Raw genomic sequence first — 15499 nt, 5'->3', positions numbered from 1 at the left:
AAACTTTGTTGAAACAAATAAGCGCATAAGCAAACACGGGTTGGATCAAATGATTCAACTCAATCATCCGTCCAATCCGACATGACGATGGGAGAGGACGCTAAAGGAGGATCCGCGATGCAAATATTAGTTTACGGCGCAGGCGTGCTGGGCAGTTATTTAGCCCACGAGCTGGAGCGCGGAGGACACAAGGTCACGATGCTGGCCAGAGGACGACGGGCGGATGAGTTGGAGAAGAACGGCAATGTCATCCGGCACTATTTACAATTTCGGACCACGGTACATAACGTACGGGTCATCCGCGAACTCCAGCCGGACGATGTTTATGACCTGATTTTTGTCGTGATGAAATACCCGGATTTCGAGTCGGTATTGCCTGCGCTTGCAGCAAACCACAGCCGCCATATCGTCTTGATGGGCAACAATGCAAGTCCAGGGCCAATGGAGGAGTATTTGCAAACCCATAGTCCGGTACCAAAAAAGGTTGCATTCGCTTTTCAGTCGATCGCTGGCTGGAGAGAGAATGGTCTTGTCATAAGTGTCCGCAGCCCAAGAACCAAAATCAACATCGGAGGTTTAGGCCAGGACCTGTCTTGGCGTTCGGTAATCGACCAGGCTTTGGTTAACACCAAATTTAAGTGGTCTTATCAGAAAGATATGGATGAATGGCTGAAAAGTCATTTTGTGTTCATCTTGCCCCTGAATTTCATAACTTCTTCCTATAACGGCCATCTGCGGAGAGCCGCAAAAGACAAGAAGCTCCTTCATCTCGTGATCGATGCTGTAGATGAGGGACATCAAGTGTTGGAGAAGAACGGTTATACGGTTACTCCCGCCGCTCAAAAGCAATTCGCCCGCAAACAAAGAAAGCTGTTTTACTTCCTGTTAAAGATAATGCTGTCAACCCCGATTAGCGGAATCCTGTTAAGCGATAAGGCCGTATCGGCAAACGAGACGACCGCTTTACAGCATGCCTTCAATCAATTGAAGAAACGGGCGAACATGGCCACACCCGCTTGGGACGAGCTTCAACGGTATTCCCCCGTTGATAGTCCGAATAAGTAGCTTCGTCAATTTAAGAAGCTTTTTCATAGAAAAAATCTCTGCTCGACCAGCGAGCAGAGATTTCATAAACATTCGATCAGATCCGGATCAAAGAGACAGCCGGAGCTGCCCCAGTTCGACCTGGATCATCCCTTAGTTAATAAACTAAGCGCTCTGCGAACCGGCATGTCCTAGGCCATATACCCTATTTCGCCATTCACAACCGTCATACACACCTTGATCTTTAGCAGATCATCCGGATCCATATCATTATGTATCATTCGGTCAACGACGGTGAAATCAGCATATTTCCCGACCTCGATGCTCCCTCTCTCCCCTGCTTCACCCGCCGCTGCTGCACTGCCCGTGGTGAACAGCTCCACGGCCTCGGTTACGCTAAGCTTTTCTTCCGGGATGTAGCCCTCATGCCGCTCACCCGGCTTTCGTCTTGTAACGGCGGCATGAATGCCAAGAAACGGATCCAACGGTTCAATCGGCGAATCGCTCCCGCCCGAGCAAGGCAGCCCGCTTCGCAGCCATTTCTTCCATGCATACAGATAGTTTGTCCGATTGGAGCCGACCCGTTCAAGCACCCAAGGGAAGTCGCTGGCAACGAACCTTGGCTGCAGATCGACGGCCAGACGGAGCTTCATTATCCGCTCAACTGTAGGCGGCTGAACAATCTGGGCATGTATGAAACGGTCCGGAAGCTTAGCATCCATCCGAAGCGGGTTGGCTTCCAGCACTTCTGCCATGCGTTCGGCAGCAGCGTCACCGATCGCATGGAAGGCCACCGGATAACCCAGCTTGCGCGCGCTTCGGACAATATGTGCAAGCTCTTCCGGCGAATGCATTGCGAGCCCGCAGGTATGCGGGGCATCGTCATACGGTTCCATTAACAATGCCGTTCTTCCGCCGACGGCTCCATCGACGAACAGCTTGATTGCACCGATGCGATTCCATTCGTCTCCGCTGCCAGCCTTCAATTGAAGATCCTCTATTTCTGCCAGAAACGCATGATACATGAGCTGATGGGTGCGAAAATGCAATCCCATCTCTCTTAGCTCCCGATGGATGCGAAGCATGTCGTCCGCACTGCCGAGAAGCCGCAGGTCTTCCGTGTGCGCAGCCGTGAGGCCAAGACGGAGCGCATCCCGGCAAGCTTCATGTAGTGCGTGTTTCAAAGCTGCAGCCTCGGGCTGCGGCTGAACGTCAAAAAAAGGAATCGATGCATTTTCATAGATCCATCCATTCATCTGTCCGCTCGGATCCCTGCCGAAGGCTCCGGATTCCGGATCCGGAGCCCCTTCGGGAATGCCTGCTTGGCGAAATGCTGCCGAATTGCCCAAATAAGCATGAAAACAGGTCCTCGTTAAAAAGATCGGATGTACCGTCGAGATTTCATCCAGCTCCAGCCGATGAGGCACCGTGCCTTCCCGGAAGCTGTTCTCGTTCCAATTCAGCCCCAGAATCCAATCTCCCGGCGGCGTTACCTCAGCACGTTTCCTCAGCATATCCAGCATTTCGTCTTTGCTTGTCACTTCCGTAAAGTCGAGCATGCCAAGCTTCAATCCATGCATGCCTAGATGCATATGGGCATCGACAAGGCCCGGAAGCACCCAGGCACCTTCCCAATCCACTATGCGATAGTCTTTACCTGCCAGCTGAAGCCGCAGATCGGCCGCGCTGCCAATGGCGCGAATGACGCCATCCTCCACAAATACGGCATCCGCAGCTGTGGGGGACTGCCTCGTCCATATTTTTCCATTCATAAATAGGACTGGTTTCATGGATATGTCCTCCGAATGTTTTTCCTCATTATATCAAATTCATAGACTTACCGAAGACGCAAAAAAGGCCCGGGAATCAACCCGAAGCCTTTGCTTCCAACACCTGGCATTATTGCATCGTCAATATGAGCGGTCCGTCCTTTGTGATGGCAATGGTATGTTCATATTGCGCGGATAGCTTTCCATCCGCCGTCCTTGCGGTCCAGCCGTTTGCATCCATCTTGCTTTCCCATACCCCCACATTAATCATCGGCTCGATTGTAATGACCATGCCTTCCTTTAAACGCAGCCCTTTTCCCGGAGATCCAAAATGAGGGATTTGAGGTTCTTCATGGATCCGCGGCCCAATGCCGTGACCGGTGAACTCGCGGACAACCCCGTATCCCCGAGCTTCGGCATACGTCTGAATCGCATGGCCGATATCACCGATCCGGTTTCCGATCTGAGCTTGCTCAATTCCTTTGTAGAGGCATTCGAGGGTTACGTCCATCAGTCCCTTCGCCTCTTCGGAAACGTCGCCGACCGCATAAGTCCAGGCCGAATCCGCCAAGCTGCCGTTCAAATTGACGACGAAATCGATCGTAACGATATCCCCGTTTGCAAGCGGCTCCTTCCGGGGATACCCGTGGCAGATTTCATCGTTTACCGACGCGCATGTTGCATACTGGTAACCGTTATATCCGATCTGTTCCGGAACAGCCCCGTGCTTCTTTAAATAGGTTTCAACAAAACGGTCGATGGCCGAGGTTGAGATGCCGGGCTTAATTAACTTCGCGACTTCGCGATGGCATGCGGCGAGCAGCTTGCCCGCTTCGTGCATGGATTGGATTTCCCTATTCGATTTTAGTGTGATCATGATCGGTTTCCTCCTATATCAGCCTTCGGCTGCCCATTTTAGTGCGTTCATAATGATAACGGTTGCGGCAAGCCGAGCCGCAAAACTTAGTGACCTGGGCCCTGCGATAGGGAATGAACCAGCGATCGCATTGTACACAGGTCTGCAGCGCAAGCGTGCTCTTCTCCATAGCCTCAAGCAGGCTGATGATCGACTCCATGTATTTTCGTCTCAACTGATCCGGTCCATCCAAGAACTCCGAGTGCAGCAGCAGCTGCTGTCCTTCTTCACCGGTATCACTGGTATGCTCGTCTGTTTCACCAGCAAACAGTGAAGCCGCCCTTGGAACTAAGCTCACCTTCAGCCGTATGGCCTGATATTGCTCGAAGAGCTTATTCAAGCGATGGAGCGTATCCATGCCGAGCCGCTTTCCGTCCCGAACCGATTCGGCCAATTCCAGCAGCATATCCCGGAGTCTCTCCTCCAAGCTTCCGCTCTCCACGCTATGCTGATTCAGCTCATTGATCACCTGCAGAAAATAATGCTCTCGGGATAGTATCGGACACATACCAGACGCCTCCTCCTTCATCGATGCTCCCCGTTCAATGGATAAATGGATTCAATCCATTTATACCATTAATATAGCTGAATTTCAACAATTTTAACCCGATTCACTAAAAAGAGCACAGACAAAAGGCGCGGCTATGTAAGCCGCACCCCATCCCGTCTATTACACGCTATGTGTTTGTTCAAAGCATTTCTCGGTTACGGTGACATGATCATGCTGCCCTTGTCAGATCACTTCCAGGTGATCTTTATCCGGCAGAGCACGGAATGTCGCATGCGGCTCGGCCTGGTACCAATACGCAACGGACGCAATATCGTCCTGCAGCGGCAAATACCTTCCACCCGAGCGCCATCCGAGAGCCTGAACCGTCACCCGCAAATCCTCCTCAAACCGGATCGGATCCATGATATGCCAGCGGTACATGCCGAAGCGCTGCTGACTGCGATACAAGCCATCCGGTTTAATGATCTGCGGCAGTCCCAAGAACGGCGTCGAGAAGGTACCGTATTCGCCGGTCGGATGCTCGAAATTCCAGGCCCCGCCGAAATAATCCTCCGTTCCGGTTCCACAGATGGTCGGAAATTCGCCATCGCCGTCCATGTAAAACTTAACCTCACCTTCGCCCCACCAGCCGGTATTGTTCACCTGCCACGCCAAATAAGTGCCGACATAGTGTCCTCTTCCTTGAATTCCGTCGATAATCGTATGAACGTCCTTATATTTCACGGGATTGCTTCGGTTCCATGCAGCATGGAAATAGGCGGTGTCCTCGGGCACCTCAGTCAACGTGTAATTAATCTGATAATACAGGATGACATCCTCTGTCGCCCGATTCTCCACGGTCAATCGCGCGTTACGGCGGAACGGCATCAGCCAGTAACTGTTCATTCCTCCTGCCGGATTTACGGAGATCGGCATGGAATTCACATTGCTGCGCTCACACCAGCCATTACAGAAGAAATCGCCAATAGGCACCTCAACGGATGGAGCCTCTTCATGATCCCAGTAAAAGCGTAAAATTAAATTCCGCCAATGGCCTGGAAACGTGGTCATCCACATATGCTGGATCGCTCCCGGACCGGTGATGTCGGCCAACACAAAGGTGGTTCCTGCCGGAATGGATACGGATGGCGATACCTTCCAGCCTTGGCCCAGATCGCGGGCACATGCTGCCCCGGTTCCTTCCGTCGCCATCGCTCCTTTCCCTTTTTCTCCAGTGAAGTTTTCCGGGCTGATTGAACGTGTGACCGCTTTAGATAAGCGCGGCAAACTTCCCAGACCCATATCCAGGCCGTTGAATGCTGACATGCTTGTTCACCCTCCATTTGTAAGCGTTCTATTGCTAATGATTTCGACAATGCAAACTTATGATATAGTTGACTTTGTACCGAGTTTAAAATATTCCGCGATTGCATGACAGATCCGATCAAGTCAATTTTTTAACCAAAATTGCTCATTATTTCGCCTGCCCGTTTGGGATCCTATGCATATTGGCCACAGGAGGTTTCATTATGGATATGAACATGCTTTCACCCTACATACGCGTAGCTTGGGATAGTATCGTGGAACCGCCTTTCATCATCCCGGAGCGTGTTCTCTATGATTACGAGCTGATGTACGTCAAGGAAGGCGAGGTCGAGGTTACTGTGGAGGAACAAACGTTTCACGGAATCCCTGGAGACCTTTTCCTGTTCAAGCCGAAGCAGCCGCATTCCATTCGGCTTCTTAACGGCAAACGCCTTCGCCAGCCGCATATTCACTTCGACTTGTTCTATCAGCCCGACAGCCCTGAAGTCAAAGTATCCTTCAAACCTCTGAAGGCGATGACCCAGGAAGAACGGAGAAGCTTTCGCGAGGATCTAACCCCGCTGCTTGATCTGCCGCTGCCCAATCACATCCGGCTTCATCAGCCGATCATTATTGAGAAGCTCCTGTTTGATATCATTCACGAGCAGGAGCGAAAATTTCCGTACCACGACATTGCCGCCAAAGGTTTATTCATTCAGCTGTGGATTCAGCTGCTGCGCGAGGTGCATTGGCACCGAAACCCGCACCTGCAATCGAAGCAGGAGCTGCTTGACCGCGTCAAGCAATATCTCAGCCATCATACGGACCACGAAATTACGCTGGACGAGCTCGCCAGACTCGCCAATCTCAGCAAATTTTACTTATGCCGCCTGTTCAAACAGGCTTATGGCATGACCCCGATTCAATACCATGTGACCGTCCGACTGGAGAAAGCCAAGCAGATGATCCAATTTACCGACCTGCCGCTCTCCCATATCGCCGAAATGCTCGGTTTTCAAAGCATTTACGCCTTCAGCCGGGCATTCCGCAAGCTAGAGAACGTTCCCCCTTCCTATTACAGGAAGAAGAGCTGATCGCGCTTTAAGCATGAGCCACCGATATAAACATGAAAAAACCATCATCCTATTTGGATCAGGATGATGGTCTAAAGCTTCATTAGAAGCAATTATCCGTTTTCAGCAGCTATCCATCCGTTATTGCCGCGGGCTATTTTATGCTGTCGTTTCGCAATCCCAATCCGGCGATGAGTGCAACGATCAGGGCTGCACTCGTTACCAGAAATGCGTCGGAATAAGGTATGGCACTCAGCGTGTAGAAGGGATTGAGCGGATCGCCGGCAGTACGGCGAGAAGAGAGCACCGCCCCGATAATGCCTGCCCCCGTTCCTGCACCAAGATACAGCGCACCTTGGTATATGCCGATTCCAACGCCCACCTCCTCTTTAGACAACGAACTGACCGCAGCGCTGTTAGCCGGAGAATTGGTCAGCGCGAATGCGATCCCTGCTCCGAGAACACCCACGGATACGATCGCTGGAGGAGATCCTGCCGCATACGTTGACAAGAATAATGTGGAGACGCCCATCAAGCTGACACCGGCAAGGATCAGTCGTTTCGTCCCCACCCGATCCGATATCCGACCGATCCAAGGGGACAGGAGCGCAACTGCTGCCCCTCCCGGCAGCAGGACCAGCCCCGCTTCCCCCGGCGTAAGCCCGTTCGATTCTGCGACTAGGAGCGGCACGAACACGAGCACTGCAAAATAAGCGAACATTGAAAAGACAGAAACCAGGATGGAACAGACGTAATACCGGTTTGCAAACAATGCCGGAGGAACGAACGGGTTGTCTACGATGGTAATTCTCCGGATAAAACCGGCCAAGGCTAACAGCGAGCAGGCAAACGTGCTTAATGACGCTAAGGAACCGAACCCGGAGCTCTCTCTAAGTGTGACGCCTAGCAGAAGCATACCTGCGGAAAGCCCCAGCAGCACGCCGCCGAGCAGGTCAAACCTTCGGCCACCTGCTCCTTCCGGCAATGGCTTCAGCTTCGGCAGCGCAAACATCGAACCGACCATGATGAGCAGGGACAGACCAAGCGTAATCCAAAACAGGGATTGCCAGCCCAATGTCTGCCCGATCATGCCGCCGAAGATCGGGCCGCCGGCAGTTCCCACGCCGATGCATCCTGCCATGATGCCTAGAACCCCGCCGCGCTTGCCCGGCGGGAACACCTTCGAAACGGCGACAATGGACAACACGGGAATGGCTGACATCCCCGCTCCCTGGACCATCCTTCCCGCAACCAGTACGATAAGATCCCTTGCGAGGGCACAAATCAAACTTCCTAGCGCTAAAATACATACCGCAATCAGAAACAGTTTTTTCAGCTCCACAACATCGGACATCCGCCCGTATAGGGGAACGCCGAAAGCCAGCATAAGCGCAACGCCGCTGACCACCCAGCTGACCTCTGCTTTAGTAGTTTCAAATTGATCGATTAAGATCGGCAGCACTGGGTTCACCATGTCAACCGTTATTGCAGCCACGAGCACAGATAGCGCGAATGTTGCGATAAAGAGCCTTGCTCCGCCCTGTCTTATTGTTGAAGTCAAAGCTTTTGTATTCGTATCATGAGTCATTCTATACGCCTCCTAAAAAATAAAATTCTTTTTTAGGAGGCTGCGTCCACTGCCTTCTTCACCGGTTTCTCACTCCATTTCATGACGAGATGCATCGATGGTCTCTCTTGGCAAACATCAGCCAACGAAAAAAGAGGCACCGACTCATCGGTGCCCCTGCGTGAAGCGTTTGACTCGCTGGAAATCACGCATGATCAGCGAGATTTGTCCGTCACGAAGGCAACATGCTTCCGGGCACCGTATTCTTCAAAGCCATAAACAATGCGGCAAAATGGGCAGACGTATCCCGTTAGCGTCATATCGCCGGATTTTTTTACGGATTGATCCAGATAAGCAGATACGAATACGGATCTCACGTTTGTTGCCTCCTCTCTCCCATAGATACGGACATTATATCCGATACGCTTATGTAAAACAATTCAATCTTGATCAGGATGGAACGCCTCAAAGATTCCTGTTTAAAGTAACCAGACGCCCCAGAGAGCCCGGTGGGGTGAAAAAACTGGTCTAACTCTTTGGCCTAGCCCCAAAAAAAGTCGATGAGCTTCCCGCTCATCGACTTCCATCATTCAGATCGCATACGCCTCATAAATCCTGTCGAGCTGTGTCCTTAAGGAATCAAATTTCACGAATCGCCCTTCCCTGATCAACTCCTTGCCATTCACAAACAAGAGCAATGCAGGCACGGAGAATATCAGAAATTCGGAGGCAATATCTCGGGCGACTTCCGCATCGACCAAACCTAATCGAATTTGCGGATAATCCGCTAACAGCGATCTCAGCTTCGGCAGGATGGCATGGCACACGCTGCAATCCTGCCGGGAAACATACACAAAGCTTAACGGATGATCATGGATAAATGCATCAATGGCTCTGACCGAGTTCAGCTCATGCAACTCTTTCATTGGGAGCTCCATCGGCTTTCGGTTCCTTAATCCAGAACCGCTTTGATATGCTCGGTCGTCACGGCCCAATGCGAGGCGGTCCAGTATTTCGCCTTGTCTTTGATGTAGATAATTTGCGGGGATTCATGCTTTACATTCAGATCCTCGGCAATCTGATTCGATACCGGTCTGGATTCGATCACCTTGACAAGTGTATAATCCACATCGGCGTTCGGAGTATCTTTCAAATATTGCTCATATTCTTTCAAAGCGTTCGCGCTCACGGGACATGTTGTGCTGTGTTTAAGGATAACTTGTCCGCGTTCCGCCGACTTCTCCAATATGTTCTTCCATTCATCCTGGGTCGTGATTTCTGTCCAATTCATATATGTTCTTCTCCTTCTGCTATAAAAATAAACGCATGCCGCTCTCTTCGCTGCACGATGCAATCTAACATTACGAGTAATGATAGCGGAAAATGGCCCACACATCAAGTTGCAAAACGCTTCGCTTCCGAAGCAGCACTTCGCATAAAAAGACATTCTCTCTTGGAAGCAGGCTATGGCTGAAGAACTTAGCTCAAGAGCACAAAGAACCAGGGCATACTTGCGCCGCCTGGTTCTTTGGGTATCCGCCGTTTTTATTTTGCTTGAATATAGCCTTCTGCCTTCAGCAGCTCCGCGATCAGAACCGCACCGCCGGCTGCGCCGCGCAGCGTGTTATGAGACAGCCCTACGAATTTATAATCGTAGATGGTATCCTCACGCAGTCTTCCGACCGAAACGCCCATGCCGCGCTCGATATCGCGATCCAGGTTCGTCTGCGGTCTGTTCTCCTCTTCGAAATAGGTGATGAACTGCTCCGGGGCGCTTGGCAGGCGGAGCTCCTGCGGTCTGCCCTTATATTGCCGCCAGCGGTCGATGATTTCATCCTTCGACGGCTTATTCTCGAACGAAGCAAAGACGGTAGCCAAATGTCCGTCCGTAACGGGTACGCGAATACATTGGGTTGTAATGATTGGGGAAGCGGCTTTCACGATCTCCCCGTTGTCAACACGTCCCCAAATCCGCAGCGGCTCCTGCTCGCTCTTCTCTTCCTCGCCGCCGATGTACGGGATGACGTTATCGAGCATTTCCGGCCAGTCGGTAAAGTTCTTGCCCGCACCGGAAATGGCCTGGTACGTCGATGCCACCACTTGCGTCGGCTTGTAATCAAGCAGGGCATGGAGCGCTGGCACATAGCTCTGAATCGAGCAGTTCGGCTTCACGGCGATGAAGCCTGTCGAGGTTCCCAGCCGTTTGCGCTGCGCCGCGATCACTTCGATATGTTCCGGGTTTATTTCCGGGATCACCATCGGCACGTCCGGCGTCCAGCGGTGAGCCGAATTGTTGGAGATGACAGGCGTTCCCGTTTTGGCGTATGCTTCTTCGAGCGCCTGGATTTCATTTTTCTTCATATCTACCGCACAGAAGACAAAATCCACCTGATCGGCAACCTGCTCCACCTGCGAAGCATCCTGGACGACGATCGGCTTCACATCCTCCGGTATCGGAGTGGCCAGCTTCCATCTTCCCTGCACGGATTCCTCATACGTTTTTCCTGCCGAGTTGCTGCTTGCTGCAATGACCGTTACTTGAAACCAAGGGTGGCCATCCAGCAGCTGGATAAAGCGCTGACCGACCATTCCTGTTCCGCCAACAATACCAACTTTAAGTTTTTGTGACATGTGTACTTCAAATCCTTTCGTAATGGCATCTTTGATTCGGGTGCACGGACCAGCTTCCGTTAGCGAAGGAGGTCATGCAGTAAGCTTTTCTCTAGATTACTATTCAAATCGTCTGAAATGGTGCACGTTTCTTACAGGGATTCCATCCATCCTGCCGGCACAAATAAAAAAATCCCACCCCCAAGACCGAAGTCTAAAGGGACGAGATTGAGTTCTCGTGGTACCACCCCAGATTTGCCGGCATGTCGCCATACCAGGCCTCATCGAGTACGGCATGCTTCCTGCATGTATATACTCTAGCTCTGTAACAGGAGCGCCTGTCACACCATCCCCTTTAAGAGGTTGTTCAAAAAGTCGTCAAACCGACTTTTTCAACTCACACTTTAACCTAGGTTCCGATGTGCTGCTCAGAGGCTTTATTCAATAAGGAATTCTTTACTCCTTCTCAGCTGCCGGAGCTCTCTGCACAAAGAATTCAATATTTACTCATCTCTTCATCGCATTTAATAAGATTATAATACATAAATCGGGATCTGGGGAATCCAATTTTTAAAAAATTTTATCAAGAACCTGTACGCTCCGCTCACACCTTAAGAGTATACTTGCCGCGGGCGATCCGGGTGGCCTCCACCATGTTGCGCAATGAATCGACCGTTTCCTCGATTCCTCTCGTTTTCAGGCCGCAATCCGGATTAATCCAGAACAGCTTCGGATCCAACACGCGCAGGGCGCGCCGGATCATACTGGTCATTTCCTCCACCTTCGGAACGCGCGGGCTATGGATATCATATACCCCCAGGCCGATGCCGAGCTTGTAAGTGTTCTCCTCGAAGCTGTGGATGAGTTCCCCATGGCTGCGCGACGTTTCGATCGAGATGACGTCCGCGTCCATCGCTTCAATCGAATCGATCATGTCATGGAACTCGCAATAACACATATGGGTGTGGATTTGCGTGGTTTCCTGGACCGTGCATGTCGTCATGCGGAATGCCGCTACCGCCCAGGACAAGTATTCGGCCTGCTCCTCCGCCTTCAGCGGGAGTCCTTCGCGAACAGCCGGTTCATCGACCTGAATCATCCCGATTCCGGCTCGTTCGAGCTCCTCAACCTCTTGACGGAGCGCATAAGCCAGCTGATACGCGATATGCTCGCGCGGGATGTCCTCTCGGACGAAAGACCAGTTCATAATCGTAATCGGTCCGGTCAGCATGCCCTTCACCGGACGTTTCGTCTGCGATTGAGCATATTTCGTCTCCTTGACCGTCATCGGTTGTTCAAACGCAACATCCCCGAATATGATCGGCGGCTTCACGCAGCGGGAGCCGTATGACTGTACCCAGCCAAACTGTGTGAATGCGAAACCGGCAAGCTTCTCCCCGAAAAATTCGACCATATCCGTACGCTCGAATTCGCCGTGCACAAGAACGTCCAGTCCGATCTCCTCCTGCAGCTTGATCCATATGTCGATCTGCTCTCGAATGAAGGCCTCGTAACGCTCCTCGGACCATTCGCCTTTGCGCCACTGCTGCCGTGCTTTCCGCACCTCCGCTGACTGCGGGAAGCTGCCGATCGTCGTGGTAGGCAGAATCGGCAGCCGCCATTTCTTCTGCTGCGCGATGTGCCGCTGCTCAAACGGTTGCTTTCGCTGCGGCTTCTTCGAGCGAAGCTCGAGGACGGCGTGCTGCACGTCCTGCCGATTGCGGGCATCGGACAGCTCCAAGGCTTCAAGATCATGATCGCAATGAGTCAGATCATCTCGAATGGACTCGACGCCTGACGATAGCGCTCTGGTCAGAAGCTTGAGCTCGTCCAGCTTCTCGTCCGCAAATGCCAGGGCATTTTGCAGCTCGGGCGGGAGCTTGGCCTCGCGCTTTGCGGTCACCGGCACATGAAGCAAGCTGCATGAGGTCTGCACGATGAGCCTTTCGGGCGCTACCACATTCGTAAGCTCCTGCAGCAGGCCGAGCTTGTCACGAAGCGGGGCTTTCCAGATTCCACGGCCGTCAATGATCCCGGCACCGAGTATTTTATCCTTCGGGAAACCGAAGGCTCGCAAGGAAGCGATATTGCCTTTCAAGCCATGTACAAAATCAAGACCGATGCCTTGAACCGGCAAGCTCACGATATCTTGGTAATTCTCCACCGATTCAAAATAGGTTTGCAGCATAATATTCAGTCCGGGTACGGATGCCGCAATTGTCTCATAAGCAGTCTTTAATCGCTTGTTATCCGCATCCTCCAATTTTGTAACCAATATCGGCTCATCCAGCTGTACCCATTTCACCCCTTCTTGTTCGAGCTCCTGAAGAATATGTACATATAATGGCAGCAGGCGGCCAAGCCAAGCGTCCGTCTCGCTTTCTGCGTAGCCCTTTGATAGCTTCAAGAAGGTCAGCGGCCCGACGATCACCGGCTTCCCTTCAATCCCGAGCTTCTCCTTCGCTTCGCGATAAGCGGCCAGCGGCTTATTTTCGGTGATGACAGGAACCGCCCCTTCGAGCTCCGGCACAATATAATGATAATTCGTGTTAAACCACTTGGTCATTTCACTGGCTGCGGCATCCTTCGTGCCACGGGCAACTCCATAATATACGGAGAGAGGAACCGTGCCTCCTTCATATCGGAAGCGCTTGGGAATGATGCCGAACATGGCGGCTGTATCCAGCATGTGATCGTAATAACTGAAATCATTTACCGGAATGAGGTCGATCCCCTTTTCCCGCTGCTTGAGCAAGTGCCCTAGCCGGATTTCCTCTAATCTGCTCTGAAATGACGGCTCATCCAGCTTGCCCGACCAGAAAGCCTCGAGCGCTTTCTTCCATTCCCTGTCCGCGCCAATTCGCGGGTATCCCAAAATACTGCTAATTGCCATTCTCGTAACACCCCTTACACACATATTTGATTACATGTAAGATATCACGGATCCCCTGGCGGGCAGTAACCGTTTTAAGCTATATCTAGTTATAGCCAAAAGCTATAGCAAGCCTTTAGGCCTTAAAATATAGCCACACCATAAAAAACCCTCCTGGCTCCTTGTATGAGTCCGGAGGGTTTGGAAACCGGTAAGAAACGAAAAATGGCCATCAAGATCCTTGCTCACAGGAACGATGCGATGCCAAAGCCGCATGATCGGTCCGAATCGGTTTCCCTCTAATTCTAGCAGTAATCAATCGTTCGGCCGAGGCTCAGTTTTAGTTCGCAACGTCTTGAATATCACATGTTCGATTGGACCTGAGGCAAATGCTGCCTGTGCCTGTTATAATGATACGGTAAGCGATCCGATCGATCATCGATCATCAATCACCTCATGTCATGGATACTAAGGGAGATACGAACTGGAATGCGTCTTTTTTCATATGCAGCTTCCTTCATCGCCGCATGGCGGGATTACCCGGCAGAAGCGGATTCCATACTCGGAAACCGATATACCGTCCAAGGCTTGCTTGGCGAAGGAAGCTACGGAATAACCTACCGATGCGAAGACTTGGAGAGCAAGGAGCTCGTAGCTGTGAAGCAGGCAAGACCGAGCAAGGGCCCTTTTGCAAAAAACCTGCTTCGCCGGGAGGCAGCCCTTCTTAAGTCCTTAGCACATCCTCATATTCCGGCATACAAAGATTTGTTTACGTACAAGAATAAGGACTTTCTGGTGATGTCCTATATCGAGGGGGATACCCTGGAGGATTTAATCTTTGACCAAGGCTTCCGGTACACGGAACAAGAATGCCTGCGAATTACGCTGCAGCTTCTGGAGATTGTGACCTACATTCATGATCAAGGAATCATTCATCTCGATCTTCGGATACCGAACGTGCTGTTTAAGAACGGAGAGCTGCAGTTAATCGACTTTGGCCTCGCACGGAGAGTCGGAGAACCCCCGCCGCTGCAAAAGCCAAAACAACGATGGACCCGCAGATCCCGTTTGGATATCTCTATACCGGCCAAGAGCGCCGAAGAAAACTCGGATTTGGCGGATATCGGTCATTTTATGCTGTTCATGCTGTACTCTGCTTATGACGTTGATGACGATCCGGATCAAAGTGAGCGAAGCTGGCAGGAAGAATTGATTCTTTCCGCTGAGTTGCACCAGATGATTGAACGCTTGCTTGGGATCCGGGAACCATACCAGGGATCCTCGCATTTCATGAATGAGCTGCGTGAGCTTTATTCGTCATATGATCCAACAATAAGCGGCATGACCGATAAATGACGATGCTTCATTTCAACCTCCACAGCGCCGGGTAAAGTTGAATACGGGGATTAATCTATGATAATATCCGATTAGCACGATGGAATGACCTCGAACAAGACAGGAGGCCAAACAGAATGTTTAAAAAAATCGTCAATAAGCTCCTTCACTCCGCATCCAGCACGCATGGACGGAAGCGTTACGGCAGCTCGGGACAGCACTATGGCAAACGTTACAGCAGTTCAGGAAAACACCTTGGTAAGCGATACAGCAGCTCAGGAAAACACTACGGCAAACGCTACAGCAGCAGCCACGGATTTTCTCGCCGCAAAGCCTCTTCCTCAGACTTCAAGCATCAGCATGGTCACCGTGGGCACGGCTACTACAAAGGCAGAAAATACAGCTCCAGCTAACCCGTAAGAAGCTCTTCTTACCCTCTTAATTATTGAGGGTTTTTTCATGCTTTTAACCGCCAAGCCTCGAGGGACCACACCTTGCATCCCTTCTAATGATTCATA

At 51.4% G+C, this 15499-nt stretch carries 14 protein-coding genes; 4 read left to right on the top strand and 10 right to left on the bottom strand.

Features of this window, described 5'->3' with window-relative positions:
• Nucleotides 1-117 precede the first annotated feature (117 nt).
• Nucleotides 118-1065, top strand: a complete 948-nt coding sequence (locus J2Z18_RS21790) for a ketopantoate reductase family protein (RefSeq protein ID WP_210095298.1) — start codon at nt 118-120, stop codon at nt 1063-1065.
• Between the two features lie 170 nt (nt 1066-1235).
• On the opposite strand, the gene J2Z18_RS21785 is transcribed toward J2Z18_RS21790, so the two are convergent.
• The 4 genes from J2Z18_RS21785 to J2Z18_RS21770 all read right to left on the bottom strand — a co-directional run bounded on the left by J2Z18_RS21785 (nt 1236) and on the right by J2Z18_RS21770 (nt 5545).
• Nucleotides 1236-2834: an amidohydrolase gene (locus J2Z18_RS21785; RefSeq protein WP_210095297.1), complete on the bottom strand. Its 1599-nt coding sequence runs from the start codon at nt 2832-2834 to the stop codon at nt 1236-1238.
• 109 nt (nt 2835-2943) lie between these two features.
• Nucleotides 2944-3690, bottom strand: a complete 747-nt coding sequence (gene map / locus J2Z18_RS21780) for a type I methionyl aminopeptidase (RefSeq protein WP_007128370.1) — start codon at nt 3688-3690, stop codon at nt 2944-2946.
• A 13-nt stretch (nt 3691-3703) separates the two neighbouring features.
• The gene (locus J2Z18_RS21775) at nt 3704-4237 is read right to left on the bottom strand and encodes a hypothetical protein (protein ID WP_210095296.1); all 534 of its coding nucleotides are present in this window, start codon (nt 4235-4237) and stop codon (nt 3704-3706) included.
• Nucleotides 4238-4462: 225 nt separating this feature from the next.
• Nucleotides 4463-5545, bottom strand: coding sequence for a glycoside hydrolase family 172 protein (locus tag J2Z18_RS21770; RefSeq protein ID WP_007128372.1), 1083 nt, complete (start codon nt 5543-5545; stop codon nt 4463-4465).
• Between the two features lie 203 nt (nt 5546-5748).
• Between J2Z18_RS21770 and J2Z18_RS21765 the strand changes: the two genes are divergently transcribed.
• Nucleotides 5749-6618 (top strand): helix-turn-helix transcriptional regulator, encoded by an 870-nt coding sequence (locus tag J2Z18_RS21765; protein WP_007128373.1) that lies wholly within the window; start codon nt 5749-5751, stop codon nt 6616-6618.
• A gap of 133 nt (nt 6619-6751) precedes the next feature.
• On the opposite strand, the gene J2Z18_RS21760 is transcribed toward J2Z18_RS21765, so the two are convergent.
• From J2Z18_RS21760 to metE, 6 genes are all read right to left on the bottom strand, one after another.
• Nucleotides 6752-8185 (bottom strand): MFS transporter, encoded by a 1434-nt coding sequence (locus J2Z18_RS21760; protein WP_028404541.1) that lies wholly within the window; start codon nt 8183-8185, stop codon nt 6752-6754.
• A gap of 194 nt (nt 8186-8379) precedes the next feature.
• Nucleotides 8380-8541 carry a hypothetical protein gene (locus J2Z18_RS21755; protein WP_007130282.1) on the bottom strand — a complete coding sequence of 54 codons (162 nt, stop codon included), beginning with the start codon at nt 8539-8541 and terminating at the stop codon, nt 8380-8382.
• 213 nt (nt 8542-8754) lie between these two features.
• On the bottom strand, nt 8755-9090 hold the full coding sequence (locus tag J2Z18_RS21750) for a thioredoxin family protein (RefSeq protein ID WP_007130283.1): 336 nt from the start codon (nt 9088-9090) through the stop codon (nt 8755-8757).
• A gap of 26 nt (nt 9091-9116) precedes the next feature.
• A complete protein-coding gene (ytxJ, locus tag J2Z18_RS21745; RefSeq protein ID WP_007130284.1) occupies nt 9117-9455 on the bottom strand; it encodes a bacillithiol system redox-active protein YtxJ in 339 nt (112 codons plus the stop codon).
• A gap of 254 nt (nt 9456-9709) precedes the next feature.
• Nucleotides 9710-10795: an aspartate-semialdehyde dehydrogenase gene (asd, locus tag J2Z18_RS21740; protein ID WP_077565737.1), complete on the bottom strand. Its 1086-nt coding sequence runs from the start codon at nt 10793-10795 to the stop codon at nt 9710-9712.
• Between the two features lie 583 nt (nt 10796-11378).
• Entirely contained in the window at nt 11379-13667 is a 2289-nt protein-coding gene (gene metE, locus J2Z18_RS21735) for a 5-methyltetrahydropteroyltriglutamate--homocysteine S-methyltransferase (protein WP_210095295.1), read from the bottom strand.
• A gap of 468 nt (nt 13668-14135) precedes the next feature.
• On the opposite strand from metE, the gene J2Z18_RS21730 reads away from it, so the two are divergent.
• Both J2Z18_RS21730 and J2Z18_RS21725 read left to right on the top strand, forming a co-directional pair.
• On the top strand, nt 14136-15002 hold the full coding sequence (locus J2Z18_RS21730) for a serine/threonine protein kinase (protein WP_007130287.1): 867 nt from the start codon (nt 14136-14138) through the stop codon (nt 15000-15002).
• Nucleotides 15003-15118: 116 nt separating this feature from the next.
• A complete protein-coding gene (locus J2Z18_RS21725; RefSeq protein ID WP_007130288.1) occupies nt 15119-15394 on the top strand; it encodes a hypothetical protein in 276 nt (91 codons plus the stop codon).
• Nucleotides 15395-15499 lie beyond the last annotated feature (105 nt).

Source organism: Paenibacillus lactis (assembly GCF_017873605.1).
GTDB lineage: Bacteria > Bacillota > Bacilli > Paenibacillales > Paenibacillaceae > Paenibacillus_AQ > Paenibacillus_AQ lactis.
Note: the sequence above shows the minus strand (reverse complement) of the source record. Positions and strands in the feature narration are given on the sequence as shown.